Source organism: Variovorax sp. ISS6, assembly GCF_056523145.1.
Genome location: NZ_JAWRZC010000001.1, coordinates 1029852 through 1046132, shown reverse-complemented (window position 1 = coordinate 1046132; position 16281 = coordinate 1029852). Strand labels below are relative to the sequence as shown.

Sequence of the window (16281 nt, the reverse complement as noted above, 5' to 3'; positions counted from 1 at the left end):
GCCGGCTCACCCGCGGCCTTCGACGAAGTCGAGCACCGCCTCGAGCATGCGGCGCACCTGCGGCTGCACGCCGGCCGCCACCTGGGGCAGGTAGGCGAAGGGCAGTGCCTCCTGCATGTAGCTCGATTGCGTCATCTCGAGCTGCACCGCGTGCACGCCACCCGCGGGATTGCCGTACTGGCGCGTGATGTGGCCGCCCTTGAAGCGGCCGTTGAGCACGCCGGTGTAGCCGGGATTCGACGTCGCGATGCCCAGCAAGGTGGCGGCGAGCGCCGGGTCGCAGCTCTTGCCGTCGGCGGTGCCGAGGTTGAGGTCGGGCAGCTTGCCCTCGAAGAAGCGCGGCAGCACCGAGCGGATCGAGTGCGCGTCCCACAGCGCGATGGTGCCGTGCGCGGCCTTGAGTCGCGCCAATTCGGCCGCGAGCTGCGCGTGATAGGGCTGCCAGATCGCCTCGCGGCGCGCGGCGATCTCGGCCTCGCCGGGCACATCGCCCGCGGCGTACAGCGGCGTGTCGTCGAAGGTGTCGACCGGGCACAGGCCGGTGACGCTCTGGCCCGGGTAGAGGCTGGCGCCGTCGGGCGGACGGTTGAGGTCGATCACGTAGCGCGAGTGCGTGGCCACCAGCACCGAGGCGCCGAGCGCGTCGGCGAAGTCGTAGAGCTGCTCGAGGTGCCAGTCGGTGTCGGGTACATGGCGCGCCTCCTCGGTGAAGCGCGCGAGCAGCGCGCCCGGCACGTGGGTGCCCACGTGCGGCATCGAGATCAGCAGCGGGCGCGTGCCCTGGCGAAAGCGGAAGGCCGGTTCGGTGGTGGTGAAGCTCATGGCATGGGGTTCCTCAGTCTTGAAGCAGTTGGGTGCGCGCGGCCACGAAGGCGGACGCGGCCTCGGCATGCAGCGCATGGCGCCCGGCGGCGACGCGCGGGCGGCCCGCCACCCACACGGCGTCGATGGCGCGGGTGCGGTGGCTCGCGAAGACGTGCGCCGACAGCATGTCGGGCGCCGACAGCCCCTGCAGCGCGAGCCGTTGCGCATCGAGCACCACGAAGTCGGCCTGCTGGCCCGCCGCGAGGCCGCCGATGGCGCGGCCCGCGGCCTGCGCGCCGCCCTGCACCGCCTGCAGGGTCAACGCGGTCGCCACCTGCGGCTGCGCCGCGGTCGCGCCCACGTTGCGCTGGCGCGTGCGCAGGCGCTGGCCGTACTCGAGCATCAGCAGCTCCTCGGCCGCATCGACGCAGGCGTGGCTGTCGGAGCCCAGGCCCCAGGCGCCGCCGTGCTGGCGCCAGGCCGCGAAGTCGAACAGGCCGTCGCCGAGGTTGGCCTCGGTGGTCGGGCAGAGGCCGGCGACCGCGCCGCTGCGGGCACCGCGCCGGTACTCGTCGGCGTCCATGTGCGTGGCATGCACCAGGCACCAGCGCGCGTCGACCGGCGCATGGTCGAGCAGCCATGCCACCGGGCGCTGGCCGCTCCAGGCGATGCAGTCGTCGACCTCCTTGGTCTGCTCGGCGATGTGGATGTGGACCGGCGCACCGGCCTCGATCGCATCGAGCCCCGCGAGCGCCTCGCGCAGCGCTTCGGGCGGCACCGCGCGCAGCGAGTGCGGCGCCAGGCCGAGCCGCGCGCCCTGCGCGTCGCAGGCGGGCTTCAGCGCCTCGAGCAGCCGCAGCATCGAGTCGGTGGAACGGATGAAGCGCCGCTGCCCCTCGTTGGGCGGCAGGCCGCCGAAGCCGCTGGTCTGGTAGAGCACCGGCAGCAGGGTGAAGCCGATGCCGGTCCTGTGCGCGGCGCGCAGCAGCGCGCGGCTCAGCGTGGCGTCGTCGGCATAGGGTTTGCCGTCGGCGTCGTGGTGCACGTACTGGAACTCGCAGACGCTGGTGTAGCCGGCCTCGAGCATCTCGGCATAGAGCCAGGTCGCGATGTCTTCCATCTGCCGCGGGCCGAGGCGCGCGGCGAAGCGGTACATCAGCGTGCGCCAGCTCCAGAAGCTGTCCTGCTGCTCGGCGCGGTGTTCGGTCAGGCCCGCGAAGGCGCGCTGGAAGGCGTGCGAGTGAAGGTTGGGCATGCCGGGGATCACGGGGCCGCTGGCCGTGTCGGCATCGGCCGGCTTGTCGGCATCGGCCCTCGCCTCGACGAGCTGGCCGGCCTCGTTCCATGCCAGCAGCACGTTCTTCGCCCAGCCGGTGGGCAGCAGCGCGTCGGCCGCGAACAGCGCGCGCGTCATGCCGAGGCTCCCACCGCGATGCGGCCCTGCCGCACCACGGTGCGCACGGGCCGCTGGCCGAACCAGTAGGCGAGCTCGGCCGCGTCGCGCACCGACCAGAGCACGAAGTTCGCGGGCCGGCCCGCGGCGATCGCGCCGTGCGAGGCTTCGAGGCCGAGCGCGCGCGCCGCATGCTGGGTGACGCCGGCCAGCGCCTCGGGCACGGTGAGGCGGAACAGGGTGCAGGCCATGTTGACCATCAGCAGCAGGCTCAGCGCGGGCGAGGTGCCGGGGTTGTGGTCGGTAGCGACCGCCATCGGCACGCCCGCGGCGCGCAGCGCCTCGATCGGCGGCAGGTGGGTGTCGCGCAGCGTGTAGTAGGCGCCGGGCAGCAGCACGGCCACGGTGCCGGCCGCGCGCATCGCCTCGATGCCCTCGGCCGACAGGTGCTCGATGTGGTCGCAGGACAGCGCGCCGTAGCGCGCGGCCAGCGCGGCGCCGCCCATGTCCGAGAGCTGCTCGGCATGCAGCTTGACCGGCAGGCCCAGCGCCCGGGCGGCCTGGAACACGCGCTCGGTTTCGTCGAGCGAGAAGGCGATGCGCTCGCAGAACACGTCGACCGCGTCGACCAGCCCCTCGGCCGCGAGCGCCGGCAGCATCTCGCGGCAGACCAGCTCGATGTACTCGCCGCTGCGGCCCGCGTACTCGGGCGGCAGCGCATGGGCGCCGAGGAAGGTGGTGCGCACCGTCACGCCGTAGTGCTCGCCGAGCCGCCGCGCCACGCGCAGCTGCTTGCGCTCGTGCGCGAGCGCGAGGCCGTAGCCCGACTTGATCTCGATCGCGCAGACGCCGTCGGCCAGCAATGCCTCGAGCCGCGGCGCGGCCTGGGCGAACAGCGCGTCCTCGTCGGCCTCGCGCGTGGCGCGCACCGAGGAGACGATGCCGCCGCCGGCCTTCGCCACCTCCTCGTAGCTCGCGCCCGCGAGCCGCATCGCGAACTCGTTGGCGCGCTGGCCGCCGTAGACCAGGTGGGTGTGGCAGTCGACCAGGCCCGGCGTGGCCAGCGCGCCGCCGCCGTCGTGCACGGGCAATGCGGCGTACTCGGCCGGCAGCGCGGCGCGCGCGCCGACCCAGCGGATCGTGCCCTGCGCGACGACGAGGGCGGCATCGTCCGATTCGATGCCGGGTGCGGCGCCCGGCGCGAGGCGCAGGCCGGTCCAGAGGCCGTCGGCGGAAGGATGGGAGAGGGTCATGGGTCTGTGGTCTCGGGTTGCGGCCTCAGGCGGGAACGATGCGCACGGCCACGAGGCGTGCCGTCGCGTCCTCGGGCTCGAGCTGCCAGCCGCGCGGGGCATCGGACCAGCACAGGCCCTCGCCCTCGCGGCACGCCGCGCCGCCGGCATCGAGCCGCCAGCCGCCGCGCAGCGCGAGCAGCACGCCATGCGGCGCGGCTTCGAGCGCCGTGGCGCCGTCGAGCACGCGCACCTCGGCGCGCCAGGCGCCGCGGCGGGTCATCACGTTGAAATCGCTCGAGGCGCCGCCCAGCAGCGTGCAGTCGAGCGCGGTGTCGCCGCTGAAGGCGAAGGGCCGGTGCGGCGCGTCGAGCGGATGGTCGATGGCGCCGTCGGCCGAGCGCAGCCGCACGCCGTCGCCCTCGAGCAGCATGATGCTGCGGTCGATGCCCGCGAAGCGCGAGAACGGCCCGGCCTGCGCGATGCTGGCGATGCTCACGCGCCAGCCGAAGTCCTCGAGCCCGGCGCCGGCCGGCCAGCAGGCGATCTCCTGCGTGGTGCCGCCGCCGTTCTTCCACGGCATCACGGGCAAGGTGGCGCGCGAGAAGCGCTGCGTGCCGCCGGCCATGCTCAGCCCTTGATCATCGGCAGCTTCAGGCCCTGCTTCTTCGCGGTGGCCACGGCGATGTCGTAGCCCGCGTCGGCATGGCGCATCACGCCGGTGGCGGGGTCATTGAACAGCACGCGTTCGATGCGCCTGGCGGCGGCATCGGTGCCGTCGCAGACGATCACCACGCCCGAATGCTGCGAGTAGCCCATGCCCACGCCGCCGCCGTGGTGCAGGCTGACCCAGGTGGCGCCGCCCGCGGTGTTGAGCAGCGCGTTGAGCAGCGGCCAGTCGCTCACGGCATCGGTGCCGTCCTTCATCGCCTCGGTCTCGCGGTTGGGGCTGGCGACCGAGCCGGTGTCGAGGTGGTCGCGGCCGATCACGATCGGGCCCTTGAGCTCGCCCGACTTCACCATCTCGTTGAAGGCCAGGCCGGCCCTGTGGCGCTCGCCGAGGCCCAGCCAGCAGATGCGCGCGGGCAGGCCCTGGAAGCTGATGCGCTCGCGCGCCATGTCGAGCCAGCGGTGAGTGTGGGTGTTCTCGGGGAACAGTTCCTTGATCTTGGCGTCGGTCTTGTAGATGTCCTCCGGATCGCCCGAGAGCGCGACCCAGCGGAACGGGCCCTTGCCCTCGCAGAACAGCGGCCGGATGTAGGCCGGCACGAAGCCCGGGAAGTCGAAGGCGTTCTTCACGCCCTCGTCGAAGGCCACCTGGCGGATGTTGTTGCCGTAGTCGACGGTCGGGATGCCCATGGCCTGGAAGTCGAGCATGGCCTGCACGTGCACCGCGCACGACTGCGCGGCCGCCTTCTTGAGCGCGGCATGCTGCGACTCGTCCTTCATCGCGGCCTGCCATTGCGCCACGCTCCAGCCCGCGGGCAGGTAGCCGTTGATCAGGTCGTGCGCCGAGGTCTGGTCGGTCACGAGGTCGGGCTTGAGGCCGCCGGCCTTCGCGCGCTTCACCAGTTCCGGGAGGATCTCGGCCGCGTTGCCCAGCAGCGCGATCGACACCGCTTCCTTGGCGTCGCAGTGCTGCTTGATCAGTTCGAACGCATGGTCGATGTCGCGCGCCTGCTTGTCGACGTAGCGGGTGCGCAGGCGGAAGTCGATGCTCGACTGCTGGCACTCGATGTTGAGCGAGACCGCGCCCGCGAGCGTGGCCGCGAGCGGCTGCGCGCCGCCCATGCCGCCGAGGCCGGCCGTGAGGATCCACTTGCCCGCCAGGCTGTTGTTGTAATGCTGGCGGCCGGCCTCGACGAAGGTCTCGAAGGTGCCCTGCACGATGCCCTGGCTGCCGATGTAGATCCAGCTGCCGGCCGTCATCTGGCCATACATGAAGAGGCCCTTGCGGTCGAGCTCGTTGAAGTGCTCCCAGTTGGCCCACTGCGGCACCAGGTTCGAGTTGGCGAGCAGCACGCGCGGCGCGTTCTCGTGCGTCTTGAACACGCCCACCGGCTTGCCCGACTGGATCAGCAGGGTCTCGTCGTCCTCGAGCTCCTTCAGCGAGGCGAGGATCTGGTCGAAGCATTCCCAGTTGCGCGCGGCGCGGCCGATGCCGCCGTAGACCACGAGGTCCTGCGGCCGCTCGGCCACTTCGGGGTCGAGGTTGTTCTGCAGCATGCGGAACGGGGCCTCGGTGAGCCAGCTCTTGCAGTTCAGCTGGCTGCCGCGCGGAGCGCGGATCACGCGCGTGGGGTCGTGGCGCGGATCGGCGCCGGTGGCAGCGTTGGCGGCGATGAATTTGTCGGGTGCGTTCATGGCGGGAGTCCTTTCGATGGCAAGGAAGGTCGGACGAGGAATCGGGGAAGGTTCAGGCGCGGCTCGGCAGCACGGCGGCCAGCGGCGCGGCCCAGTCGCCGCGGCGGGCCCACAGGCGCATGGCTTCCACGTCGGGCGCCATGAAGCGGTCCTGCTCGATGAAGGCCACGCGCTCGCGGATGGCGGCGAACTCGGCCTCGACCAGCGCGGAACTGCGCGGGCTGTCGGCGTTGCGCTTGAGCTCGATGCCCTGGCAGGCGCCCATGGCCTCGATGCCGACCACCACCGCGGTGTTGTCGACCATGTCGGCCAGGCGGCGGCCCGCGAAGGTGGCCATCGACACGTGGTCTTCCTGGTTGGCCGAGGTCGGCAGGCTGTCGACGCTGGCCGGATGGGCCAGCGACTTGTTCTCGGAAGCGAGCGCCGCGGCCGTGACCTGGGCGATCATGAAACCGGAGTTGACGCCGCCGTCGCGCACCAGGAAGGGCGGCAGGCCCGAGAGGCCCGAGTCGAGCAGCAGCGCGAGCCGGCGCTCGGAGATGGCGCCGATCTCGCTCACCGCCAGCGCGATGATGTCGGCCGCGAAGGCCACGGGCTCGGCGTGGAAGTTGCCGCCCGAGATCACGTCGCCGGTGTCGCTGAAGACCAGCGGGTTGTCCGAGGCCGCGTTGGCCTCGATGCGCAGCACCCGCGCCGCATGCGCGAGGTTGTCGAGGCAGGCGCCCATGACCTGGGGCACGCAGCGGATCGAGTACGGGTCCTGCACGCGGCCGCAGTCGGCGTGCGAGGGCACGATGGCGCTGCCCTCGAGCAGCGCGCGCACCGCGCCCGCCACCGCGATCTGGCCCGGCTGGCCGCGCGCGGCGTGGATGCGCTCGTCGAAGGGCTTGATCGAGCCCTGGATCGCCTCGAGCGAGAGCGCGCCCGCCATCAGGCCGGCGGCGAACACGTCCTCGGCGCCGAACAGGCCCGCCAGCGCGAGTGCGGTCGACACCTGCGTGCCGTTGAGCAGCGCCAGGCCTTCCTTGGGACCGAGCACGAAGGGCGCGAGGCCGATGCGGCGCATGGCCTCGGTGCCGCCGATGGTCTCGCCCTCGGGCGTGCCGACCTCGCCCTCGCCGATCAGCACGCAGGCCATGTGGGCCAGCGGCGCGAGGTCGCCCGAGGCGCCGACCGAGCCCTTGCTCGGGATGCGCGGCAGCAGGCCCGCGTTGAACAGCGCGAGCAGCGCGTCGACGATCTCGGGCCGCACGCCCGAATGGCCGCGCGCCAGGCTCACGGCCTTGGTGGCGAGCACCAGCCGCACCACGCCGTCGGGCAGCGGCGCGCCGGTGCCCACGCTGTGCGAGAGCACGAGGTTGCGCTGCAGCTCGGCCAGGCGCTCGGGCGGGATGATGGTCTGCGCGAGCTTGCCGAAGCCGGTGTTGATGCCGTAGACCACCTCGCCGGCCTCGACGATGCGGCGCACGGTGGCCTGGGCGGCCAGCAGGCCGGCGCGCGCGGCGCCGGCGAGCTCGAGCCGCGCGCCGCCCGCATGGATGCGGCGCAGCGCGGGCAGGTCGACCTCGCCGGGCGAGAGCACGAGCGATTCGGTGGCGGCGTTGGGAGCAAGCTTCATGGTGCGATCCTGTATATACAAGTAGGTGCGAAAAAAATCGAAGGCCGGGATGGCGTGCGTGGGTTCAGCCGAAGGCCTGGTTGCCGTCGACGCGGAAGCGGCTGCCAAGCCGGTAGCGCGAGGCCGGGTGCAGGCAGCGCACCAGCGTCACGGGCAGGTCGCGGGTCCAGGTGCGTCGGGTCAGCAGCAGACAGGGCTCGGCCGGCGGCATGTCGAGGCGCTCGGCCTGCTCGGCGGTGGGCAGCACCGCGTCGACCACGTGCTCGATCTGGTCGAAGGGCACGTTGCGCACCAGGTACTCGCCGGGCGAGACGACCGAGAAGTCCTGGTCGAGGAACTCGGGCACGGCGCGCGGATTGACGTAGCGGTCCTCGATCTGCACCGGCGTACCGTTCTCCAGGTGCAGGCAGACGGTGTGGAACACCGACTCGCCGGGCCGCAGGTCGAGCCACACGGCGATGTCGGGCGAGGCGGCGATGCGCTCGAGCGCGATGAACTCGCAGTGGTAGTCGTGGCCGCGCTGGCGGATCTCGCTCGCGATGTTGGCGATCTGCAGCAGCGTGGACTGCGGCTTGTTCTCGGCCACGAAGCTGCCCACGCCGGCCACGCGCACGATGCGGCCCTGCTCCGAGAGCTCGCGCAGCGCGCGGTTGGCGGTCATGCGCGAGATGGCGAACTGCGCCACCAGCTCGTGCTCGGACGGCAGCCGGTGGCCGGGCGGCCAGGTGCCGTCCTGGATCTTGCGCGAGATGTGGTCCTTGACCTGCGCGTAGAGCGCGAGCGATGGCGCGGCCGCGCTCGCGCCGGCGGGGCTGGGTGCGGAGGACGGCAGGTCGCGCTTCATCGCTCTCAATGCTCCGCCGACGCCATCGATTCGGCGCGGATCTCCTCGGTCAGCCGGGCCTTGATCTCCATGAACTCGGGCGAGGTCTTGATCGTGTAGTGGCGCGGATGCGGGAAGTCGACCGCGATCTCGGTCTTGATGCGGCCGGGCCGGGCGCTGAACACGGCCACGCGGTTGGCCATGAAGATGGCCTCGTCGATGTCGTGCGTGACGAACAGCACCGTCTTCTGCGCCGACTCCCAGATGCCCAGCAGCAGTTCCTGCATCAGCACGCGGGTCTGGTTGTCGAGCGCGCCGAAGGGCTCGTCGAGCAGCAGCATCTTGGGGTCGTTGGCCAGCGCGCGCGCGATCGCGGTGCGCTGCTGCATGCCGCCCGAGAGCTGCTTGGGATAGTGGTGCTCGAAGCCGCGCAGGCCGACCTTGGCGATGAAGAACTCGCTGCGCTCCTTCTGCTCGGCTTCGCTCATGCCGCGCTCGCGCAGGCCGAAGCGGATGTTCTGCGCGATCGTGAGCCAGGGGAACAGGGTGTAGCTCTGGAACACCACGCCGCGGTCGGCGCCCGGGCCCTCGATCGGCTGGCCGTCGAGCAGCACCTCGCCGGTGGTCGGGAAGTCGAGCCCCGCGACGATGCGCAGCAGGGTGGACTTGCCGCAGCCCGAGGGGCCGAGGATGGTGACGAAGTCGTTCTCGCGCACCTCGAAGTCGACCGGCAGCAGCGCCTGCGTGCGCTGGCCGCGCGTGCCGGTGAAGGTGCGCGAGACGCCGTGGATCGACAACTGGGCCGGCTTGACGATGGTGCTCACAGCGTGCTCCAGACGAAGAGGCGGCGGTTGACCGCCTTGAAGGCGAAGTCGGACACGAGGCCGATCACGCCGATGACGATGATCCCGAAGATGATCTGGCCGGTGTTCAGGAGCGCCTGGCTGTCGGTGATCATGTGGCCGATGCCCGAGGAGGAACCGATGAGCTCGGCCACGATGACGTAGGTCCAGGCCCAGCCCAGCACCAGGCGCAGGGTCTCGGCGATGCCGGGCGCGGCGCCCGGGATCAGCACGCGGCGCACGATGCCCCGGCTGCTGGCGCCCAGCGTGTAGGCGGCCTCCACCAGGTCCTTGCGCGCGCTGCCCACGGTCACGGCCACCATCAGGATCACCTGGAACACCGAGCCGATGAAGATCACCAGCAGCTTCTGGCTCTCGCCGATGCCGGCCCAGAGGATCAGGAGCGGAATGAAGGCCGAGGCCGGCAGGTAGCGGCAGAACGAGACGAAGGGCTCGAGGAAGGCCTCGATCGGCTTGTAGGCGCCCATCGCGATGCCCAGCGGCACGGCGATGACCGAGGCCAGCACGAAGCCGCCGACCACGCGCCACACCGTCATGCCGATGTCCTGGATGAAGTTGTACTCGGTGAACAGCAGCCAGCCTTCGCGCACCATCGTGACCGGGCTGGCCAGGAAGGTCGGCGAGACGAAGCCGCCGAGCGTGAAGAAGGCCCAGACGGCGAAGAACAGCACGAAGAAGCCGACGCCGAGCATCCAGCGCGCACGCGGGCTCACGGGTTCGAGCGGCGCCATCGCGCGGCGGCGCCGCGCGGCGGCCACGCGCACGGCGGCGGGGGGAACGGAGGCCGCCGCGGGAGCGGCTGGCGCGGAGGGGATGGCGGTCGTCGCTTCCATGGCGGGCGATGCGTGGCGCTTCGTCGTTGCGGCTCGGGGCGGCTTACTTGATGAAGCTCGCGTCGAAGGTCGCGGCCAGGTCCTCGGGCGCCTTGCGGATCACGCCGGCCTCCAGCAGGATCGGCACCGAGTCCTTCATGAACTGGGTCAGCTCGCCGCTGAAGAACTTCTGGTTCGCGGCCTTGTCCTGCCAGCGCAGGTAGGCCGAGGACTTGGCGAACTGCTCGCCGCTCTGCTTGACCGCGCTGCCCATCAGCTCGTTGGACTTGGCCGGGTCGGACTTGATCATCTCGAGCGCCTCGAAGTACGAGTCGGTCAGCGCCTGCGCGGCCTTGGCGTTGGCCTTGAGCCAGGTCGGCGCGCAGCCCACGGTGTCCATCACCATCGGGTAGTCGAGCGTGGTCGCGAGGATCTTGCCGGCCTGCGGGTTGGCGCGCACGGTCGACAGGTAGGGCTCGTAGGTCATGGCGGCGTCGTTCTGGCCCGCGACGAAGGCCTGGGCGGCCGGCTGGGGCTCGAGCGAGACCGTCTTCACGTCCTTGATGCTCATGCCGTTCTTCGACAGCATCCAGGCCAGGCCGAAGTACGGCGCGGTGCCGGGCGCGCTCACGCCGACGGTCTTGCCCTTGAGGTCGGAGAAGCCCTTGACGTCGTTGCGCACCGCGATGCCGTCGGCGCCGTAGGACTTGTCCATCTGGAAGATCTGCACGATCGGCACGCCGTTGGCGTTCCAGGCCACGTGCGTCTCGACCGTGGTGGCGGCGCACTGGATCGCGCCCGAGGCCAGCGCCAGGTGGCGGTCCTTCTGCGGGATCATCTTGAGTTCCACGTCGAGCCCGTTCTTCTTGAAGATGCCGGCCTTGTCGGCCAGCGACAGCGGCGCGAAGCCGGTCCAGCCCGACATGCCGAGCGTGATCTTGGTCTGGGCGGCGGCGCCCCCGGCCGCGCCCGCGATGCATGCACCGGCTGCCAGCAGCGTGGCGATCTTTGCGACTGTCTTGGCCATCGAGGCCCTCCTGTTCGTGTGAAGCGTCAATTGAATCGGCTGGCAGCGCCCGTCGGAGCTTTCCGTGGTACGCGGCCGCAGTGTCATTCGCCTGAACACCCCTGTATATACAGGATAACCCGAAAAAGCCGCGGCGGAAACGGTGCAAGCCGGCACGGGGCGCACCTTGTATTGGTGCGAACCGCCCGATGCATGCACCAGCATGCTGTCTATACAGGCATCTCAAGCGAATGCCGACCGCTTGCAAACGGCGTGCCAGCCGCGCCGGCCGCCCGGACCGACGGGCGGTCGTACCCGGCCGGGCGACCGCAGCGGCGCGCCTGCTGCGCTGCGGCGACAATCGACCCCTTTCGTCGCCACCCAGCCCGCCGCCTTGTCCAATTCACCTTCCGCCGACCCCGCGCAGATCCTGCACGAGGTCTTCGGCTACGCCGCCTTCCGCGGTCCGCAGGCCCCGATCGTCGACCACGTGACCGGCGGCGGCGACGCCCTGGTGCTGATGCCCACCGGCGGCGGCAAGTCGCTGTGCTACCAGATCCCCGCGATCGCGCGCCAGCGCGCCGGGCACGGCATCGCGGTGGTGGTGTCGCCGCTGATCGCGCTGATGCACGACCAGGTCGGCGCGCTGCACGAGGCCGGCGTGGACGCCGCCTTCCTCAATTCCACGCTCGACTGGCAGCAGACGCAGGACGTCGAGCGCCGCATGGCGCGCGCCGAGGTCACGCTGCTGTACGCCGCCCCCGAGCGCGTGACCACGCCACGCTTCCTCGAGCTGATGGACGCGCTGGCCGCGCGCGGCAAGCTGTCGATGTTCGCGATCGACGAGGCGCATTGCGTGAGCCAGTGGGGCCACGACTTCCGTCCCGAGTACCGCGCGCTCACGGTGCTGCACGAGCGCTACCCGGGCGTGCCGCGCATCGCGCTGACCGCCACCGCCGACGCGCTCACGCGCGCCGACATCGTCGAGCGGCTGCAGCTCGAGCAGGCGCAGCAGTTCGTCTCGAGCTTCGACCGGCCGAACATCCGCTACACCATCGTCGAGAAGAAGGAAGCCACCACGCAGCTGCTGCGCTTCATCGAGCGCGAGCACGAGGGCGATGCCGGCGTGGTCTATTGCCAGTCGCGCAAGCGCGTGGAGGACGTGGCGGTGGCGCTGCGCGACGCGGGCATCAACGCCCTGCCCTACCACGCGGGGCTCGACGCCTCGGTGCGCCAGGCGCACCAGGACCGCTTCCTGCGCGAGGAAGGCATCGTGATGTGCGCCACCATCGCCTTCGGCATGGGCATCGACAAGCCCGACGTGCGCTTCGTGGCCCACCTCGACATGCCCAAGAACATCGAGGGCTACTACCAGGAGACCGGCCGCGCGGGCCGCGACGGCGAGCCGGCCCAGGCCTGGATGGCCTACGGCCTGCAGGACGTGGTGAACCAGCGCCGCATGATCGACGAGAGCCCGGCCGGCGAGGAATTCAAGCAGGTGATGCGCGGCAAGCTCGACGCGCTGCTCTCGCTGGCCGAGGCCAGCGACTGCCGGCGCGTGCGCCTGCTGGGCTACTTCGGCGAACAGAGCACGCCCTGCGGCAACTGCGACAACTGCATCGCGCCGCCGCAGGTCTGGGACGGCACCGACGCGGCGCGCAAGCTGCTGTCCACGGTCTACCGCGTGCAGCAGCAAAGCGGCATCAGCTTCGGCGCCGGCCACGTGATGGACATCCTGCGCGGCAAGGAGACCGAGAAGGTCAAGCAGTTCGGCCACGAGCGCATCAGCACCTTCGGGCTCGGCGCGGAATTCAGCGAGGTGCAGCTGCGCGGCGTGCTGCGCCAGCTGATCGCGATCGGCGCGGTGGCGGTCGACGCCGAGGCCTACAACACGCTCAAGCTCACCGAGGGCTCGCGCGCGGTGCTGCGCGGCGAGACCACGGTGTCGCTGCGCGAGTCGATCTCCTCGCCGACGGCGCGCGGCGGCAAGTCGCGGCGCGAGAAGACCGCGCGCGGCGCGCCCTCGCCGGCCGCGGCCGCGCTCGACGCGCAGGGCCAGTCGCGCTTCGACGCGCTCAAGGCCTGGCGCGCCGAGGTGGCGCGCGAGCACAACCTGCCGGCCTACGTGATCTTCCACGACGCCACGCTGGCCGCGATCGCCGAGCGGGCACCGGCCACGCTCGAGGACCTGAAGGGCATCAGCGGCATCGGCACGAAGAAGCTCGAGGCCTACGGCAGCGAGGTGCTGCGGGTGTGCTCGGCCTTCTAGCCGGCCCACCCACCGCGCGCCACGGCCTCAGTTCGTGACCGGCAGCTTCACCGGCACCGGCCGCGTGAGCAGGTCGACGTAGAGGTCGTAGAAGCGCGCGTTGTCGAACTTCTTCACCACCTTCATCTTCTGCAGCGGCACGCCCGCGGGCGGCGTGGCATAGCCGACCGAGCGGCCGTTCTCGGGATCGCCGGGCTTGGCGATCACGTCGACGTACTCCTCGCTGACCTCGGTCGCGTAGCTCGGGTCGAGCAGGTAGGCGATGGTCAGCGTGTCCCAGATGTTCGAGGTGTAGCCGGGCTTGGTCTCGAACGAGTCCGCGAACCACTCCTTGCGGAAGACCTCGGTGACCGGCGTCGGCGTGGCCGGGTGCGCGATCTTGTCGTAGATGGCCTTGGTCATCAGCACGGTGTCGGTCACGTCCAGCGGCAGCACCACCTGCGGGATCGGCAGCCGCACCACGTACTGCGCCGCGTCGGGATCGAACCACCAGTTGAACTCGGCCGTCTTCGTCGTGTTGCCGGCCACGTGGACCGCGCCGCCCATGTAGATGATCTCCTTGATCAGAGGCACGATCTCGGGCGCGCGCTTGGCGGCCAGCGCGATGTTGGTGAGCGGGCCGATCGCGAGGATGCTGACCTGCTTCGGGTTCGCCTTGATGGCATCGATCAGGAAGTCGACCGCGCCCTTGGCCTGCGCCTTGGTGCGGGTGGCGAAGCCGTCGGGGATCGGCACCAGGTCGGCGTCGCTCTTGGGCTCGGGCGAGCTCCAGGCGCCCAGGTAGCCGTCGCCGCCGGCGCCGGCCTTCATTTCGGCGTCGATGTCCGCCTTGGTGTGGTTCAGCGCGTAGTTCTCGCCCACGTAGACGCCGATGCGATCGCCCACGCCGAGCCGCTCGACCGACTTCAGCGCCTCGGCCACGCCCTGGCGCAGCCACTTGTTGCCCGACACCACGCTGATGCCCAGCACGTCGACCTTGCCCTCGGCCTGCAGCTGCGCGGCCATGGCGCCGAGCTGGCCGTCGTCGCTCATCGTGTTGTAGTCGCTGTCGATGATGATCTTGCGCGCCGGCGGAGGGGGTGGCGGCGGTGGCGGCGGGGGTGGGGGCGGCGGCGCGCTGCCGGTCGGCACGAACGCGAAGCCGTTGCTGCCACCGCCGCCGCAGGCGGTGAGCACCGCGGCCGACAGGGTCGACACGATCCATCGTCTTCTGGGCATCTGCATTTCTCTCTCCTTGGAATAGTGGTTGTCTTCTGGGGGAAGCCATCGAACCGGCGTTCGAACGAAAACGTTTGCGCAAACGTTTGCCAAATTCTGGGCGCGACGGCACGGCACTGGCAAGGCCCGGGGCCTAGGGGTTTTCCGCGAGGAGGAGGGTGCGCGGACTTCGCGCGCGGGCCAGCGAAAACGGGCCCGATGGGCCCGTTTCCAGGTTCGGCGGCCAAGGCGCCGGGGGCTGGCGGGTCAGTCGGTCTCGATCAGCCGGTTCTCGCGCAGCGGCGAGCGCAGCAGCAGCATCGGACCCGCGTCCTGCGCCGCGTCCGTCTTCTCGAGCTCGGGCGCCGTGCGCGCCGCGGCCGCGACCGGCACCGGGCAGCTGCCGGTGCTGCGCAGCGCGAGCGCGGCCGAGAACCGGCCCTCGTTCGGATCGCCCAGCGCATGCGAGAAGTCGTCGGCCACCGTGCAGTTGGGCGCGAAGCCGTCGCCGTAGTCGCCGAAGCCCTTGTTGTTCACGCCCTGGAACTGGATCGCGAAGTAGGTGGTGCCGCAGTTGTCCTGCGGATAGAAGCCGTAGGGCTTGCCGCAGGTGGCGCCGCCCACGAGGTTGACCTTGACGTCCACGCCGCGCAGCCCGTTGATGACCGACTCGCTGGCCGAGCAGGTGTCGGGGCTGGTGAGCACCGTGACCTGCGACAGGCCGAGCTGCGGCAGGGCCTGGCCGTTGCGCGAGGTGCCGAGGAAGAACAGCGGCGGCTGCAGGCCGAAGGGGTTCTTGTTGTTGAAGGCCAGGCGCTCGAAGGTCTTGCCTGCGGTCGCGGTCGGCGAGGCCACCATGTAGGCCAGCCGGCTCGCGATGTTGAGCTGGCCGCCGCCGTTGTAGCGCATGTCGAGCACGAGGTCCTGCACGCCGTCGGCCTGGAACTTGTTCATGGCCGAGATCAGCTGCGCCTCGGAGGTCGTGATGTGATCGTTGAACAGCAGGTAGCCGACGCGGCCACTCGGCGTGTCGACGGTTTTCACGTTCTGCACCGGCGTGCGCGTGATCCGCGCGGAGGCCAGCGTGACGGTGCGCGTGGCGCCGCCGGCCTCCTCGAGCTTGAAGCTGTGCGACTCGCCGATAGCGTCGGGCGACAGCGCGCTGTTGATGGCGGTGGTGTTGGTGCTGTTGACCACGCTGATGCCGTCGATCTCGAGGATCTTGGCGCCGCGCGCGATGCCCGCGTTGGCGGCCGGCGAGTTCGGCTCGGTGAAGGCCACGCGCAGGTCGCGCGGGCGCGAGTTGCGCACGAACGCGAACTCGATGCCGTAGCCGGCCGAGACGCCGGCCTCCGACAGCTGGCGGTAGACCTCGGTGTCGTAGACGTAGTGGAAGCGGTCCTTGGCACGGCCCGAGGCCGTGGTGGCCGGCGTCTTCAGCACGTTGAAGTAGGCCACCGGCGTTGCGTAGTCGGCCGCCTTCAGCGTGGTCGGCACCTCGCTGTACCAGAGATAGGTTTCGTCGATCCAGGCGCGCACCCAGCGCTTCTCGATCGCGAGCGAGCCGGCGCGGTCGGGGTAGCCGAGGCCGGTGGCCGGATTGATGCCGCCGCGCGGCGCGGCGCACTGGCCGGCCACGCTGGACGAGGCCACGATGGTGTCGTCGTCGCCCGTGCCGGTGCCGGGGTTGCCGGTGCCCGGAACGATCGGAAAGCCGCCGCCTCCGCCCCCGCCCCCGCCGCCGCAACCGGCGAGCAGCCCCGCGAGGGCCAAGGCACCGGCCAGGGCCCAGGGGCCCGGGACCCGGGCATGTGGCCGCGCGCGGCCTGCGTTGCGAAACCTCATCGAAGCTCTCCCCCATTCGAGCCCGCGGACGCGGACGGACGTCTGAATCCGGAAG

The 16281-nt window shown here is 71.0% G+C and carries 13 protein-coding genes; 1 reads left to right on the top strand and 12 read right to left on the bottom strand.

The annotated features are described in order from the left end of the window. Positions 1-6: 6 nt before the first annotated feature. The 10 genes from hutG to AC1HIL_RS04790 all read right to left on the bottom strand — a co-directional run bounded on the left by hutG (position 7) and on the right by AC1HIL_RS04790 (position 10936). Positions 7-822, bottom strand: coding sequence for an N-formylglutamate deformylase (gene hutG / locus AC1HIL_RS04835; protein WP_479671270.1), 816 nt, complete (start codon positions 820-822; stop codon positions 7-9). 13 nt (positions 823-835) lie between these two features. Further along, the gene (locus AC1HIL_RS04830) at positions 836-2218 is read right to left on the bottom strand and encodes a formimidoylglutamate deiminase (RefSeq protein ID WP_479671269.1); all 1383 of its coding nucleotides are present in this window, start codon (positions 2216-2218) and stop codon (positions 836-838) included. Further along, positions 2215-3450, bottom strand: a complete 1236-nt coding sequence (gene hutI / locus AC1HIL_RS04825) for an imidazolonepropionase (RefSeq protein ID WP_479671268.1) — start codon at positions 3448-3450, stop codon at positions 2215-2217. The genes AC1HIL_RS04830 and hutI overlap by 4 nt, the downstream gene beginning before the upstream one ends. Positions 3451-3475: 25 nt before the next feature. Then, positions 3476-4057: a HutD/Ves family protein gene (locus AC1HIL_RS04820; protein ID WP_479671267.1), complete on the bottom strand. Its 582-nt coding sequence runs from the start codon at positions 4055-4057 to the stop codon at positions 3476-3478. A 2-nt stretch (positions 4058-4059) separates the two neighbouring features. Continuing rightward, complete coding sequence (gene hutU / locus AC1HIL_RS04815; protein ID WP_413761854.1) at positions 4060-5793, bottom strand: urocanate hydratase; 1734 nt, start codon at positions 5791-5793, stop codon at positions 4060-4062. Between the two features lie 52 nt (positions 5794-5845). Continuing rightward, on the bottom strand, positions 5846-7411 hold the full coding sequence (gene hutH, locus AC1HIL_RS04810; protein WP_479671266.1) for a histidine ammonia-lyase: 1566 nt from the start codon (positions 7409-7411) through the stop codon (positions 5846-5848). Between the two features lie 64 nt (positions 7412-7475). Next, the gene (hutC, locus tag AC1HIL_RS04805; RefSeq protein WP_057593442.1) at positions 7476-8255 is read right to left on the bottom strand and encodes a histidine utilization repressor; all 780 of its coding nucleotides are present in this window, start codon (positions 8253-8255) and stop codon (positions 7476-7478) included. A gap of 5 nt (positions 8256-8260) precedes the next feature. Beyond that, positions 8261-9049 carry an ABC transporter ATP-binding protein gene (locus tag AC1HIL_RS04800; RefSeq protein ID WP_057593448.1) on the bottom strand — a complete coding sequence of 263 codons (789 nt, stop codon included), beginning with the start codon at positions 9047-9049 and terminating at the stop codon, positions 8261-8263. A gap of 5 nt (positions 9050-9054) precedes the next feature. Then, positions 9055-9930: an ABC transporter permease gene (locus tag AC1HIL_RS04795; RefSeq protein WP_479671265.1), complete on the bottom strand. Its 876-nt coding sequence runs from the start codon at positions 9928-9930 to the stop codon at positions 9055-9057. A 43-nt stretch (positions 9931-9973) separates the two neighbouring features. Beyond that, on the bottom strand, positions 9974-10936 hold the full coding sequence (locus tag AC1HIL_RS04790) for an ABC transporter substrate-binding protein (RefSeq protein ID WP_057593443.1): 963 nt from the start codon (positions 10934-10936) through the stop codon (positions 9974-9976). Positions 10937-11309: 373 nt separating this feature from the next. Between AC1HIL_RS04790 and recQ the strand changes: the two genes are divergently transcribed. Beyond that, on the top strand, positions 11310-13184 hold the full coding sequence (recQ, locus tag AC1HIL_RS04785; protein ID WP_057593444.1) for a DNA helicase RecQ: 1875 nt from the start codon (positions 11310-11312) through the stop codon (positions 13182-13184). Positions 13185-13211: 27 nt separating this feature from the next. On the opposite strand, the gene AC1HIL_RS04780 is transcribed toward recQ, so the two are convergent. Beyond that, complete coding sequence (locus AC1HIL_RS04780) at positions 13212-14402, bottom strand: nucleoside hydrolase (RefSeq protein ID WP_479671264.1); 1191 nt, start codon at positions 14400-14402, stop codon at positions 13212-13214. A 246-nt stretch (positions 14403-14648) separates the two neighbouring features. Further along, positions 14649-16226 (bottom strand): S41 family peptidase, encoded by a 1578-nt coding sequence (locus AC1HIL_RS04775; protein WP_479671263.1) that lies wholly within the window; start codon positions 16224-16226, stop codon positions 14649-14651. Positions 16227-16281: the final 55 nt, after the last annotated feature.

Excerpts from the sequence above, each read along its gene's own strand:
- hutG (WP_479671270.1), bottom strand. The coding sequence starts at position 822 with ATGAGCTTCACCACCACCGAACCGGCCTTCCGCTTTCGCCAGGGCACG.
- AC1HIL_RS04830 (WP_479671269.1), bottom strand. The coding sequence starts at position 2,218 with ATGACGCGCGCGCTGTTCGCGGCCGACGCGCTGCTGCCCACCGGCTGG.
- hutI (WP_479671268.1), bottom strand. The coding sequence starts at position 3,450 with ATGACCCTCTCCCATCCTTCCGCCGACGGCCTCTGGACCGGCCTGCGC.
- AC1HIL_RS04820 (WP_479671267.1), bottom strand. The coding sequence starts at position 4,057 with ATGGCCGGCGGCACGCAGCGCTTCTCGCGCGCCACCTTGCCCGTGATG.
- hutU (WP_413761854.1), bottom strand. The coding sequence starts at position 5,793 with ATGAACGCACCCGACAAATTCATCGCCGCCAACGCTGCCACCGGCGCC.
- hutH (WP_479671266.1), bottom strand. The coding sequence starts at position 7,411 with ATGAAGCTTGCTCCCAACGCCGCCACCGAATCGCTCGTGCTCTCGCCC.
- hutC (WP_057593442.1), bottom strand. The coding sequence starts at position 8,255 with ATGAAGCGCGACCTGCCGTCCTCCGCACCCAGCCCCGCCGGCGCGAGC.
- AC1HIL_RS04795 (WP_479671265.1), bottom strand. The coding sequence starts at position 9,930 with ATGGAAGCGACGACCGCCATCCCCTCCGCGCCAGCCGCTCCCGCGGCG.
- AC1HIL_RS04790 (WP_057593443.1), bottom strand. The coding sequence starts at position 10,936 with ATGGCCAAGACAGTCGCAAAGATCGCCACGCTGCTGGCAGCCGGTGCA.
- AC1HIL_RS04780 (WP_479671264.1), bottom strand. The coding sequence starts at position 14,402 with ATGCCCAGAAGACGATGGATCGTGTCGACCCTGTCGGCCGCGGTGCTC.
- AC1HIL_RS04775 (WP_479671263.1), bottom strand. The coding sequence starts at position 16,226 with ATGAGGTTTCGCAACGCAGGCCGCGCGCGGCCACATGCCCGGGTCCCG.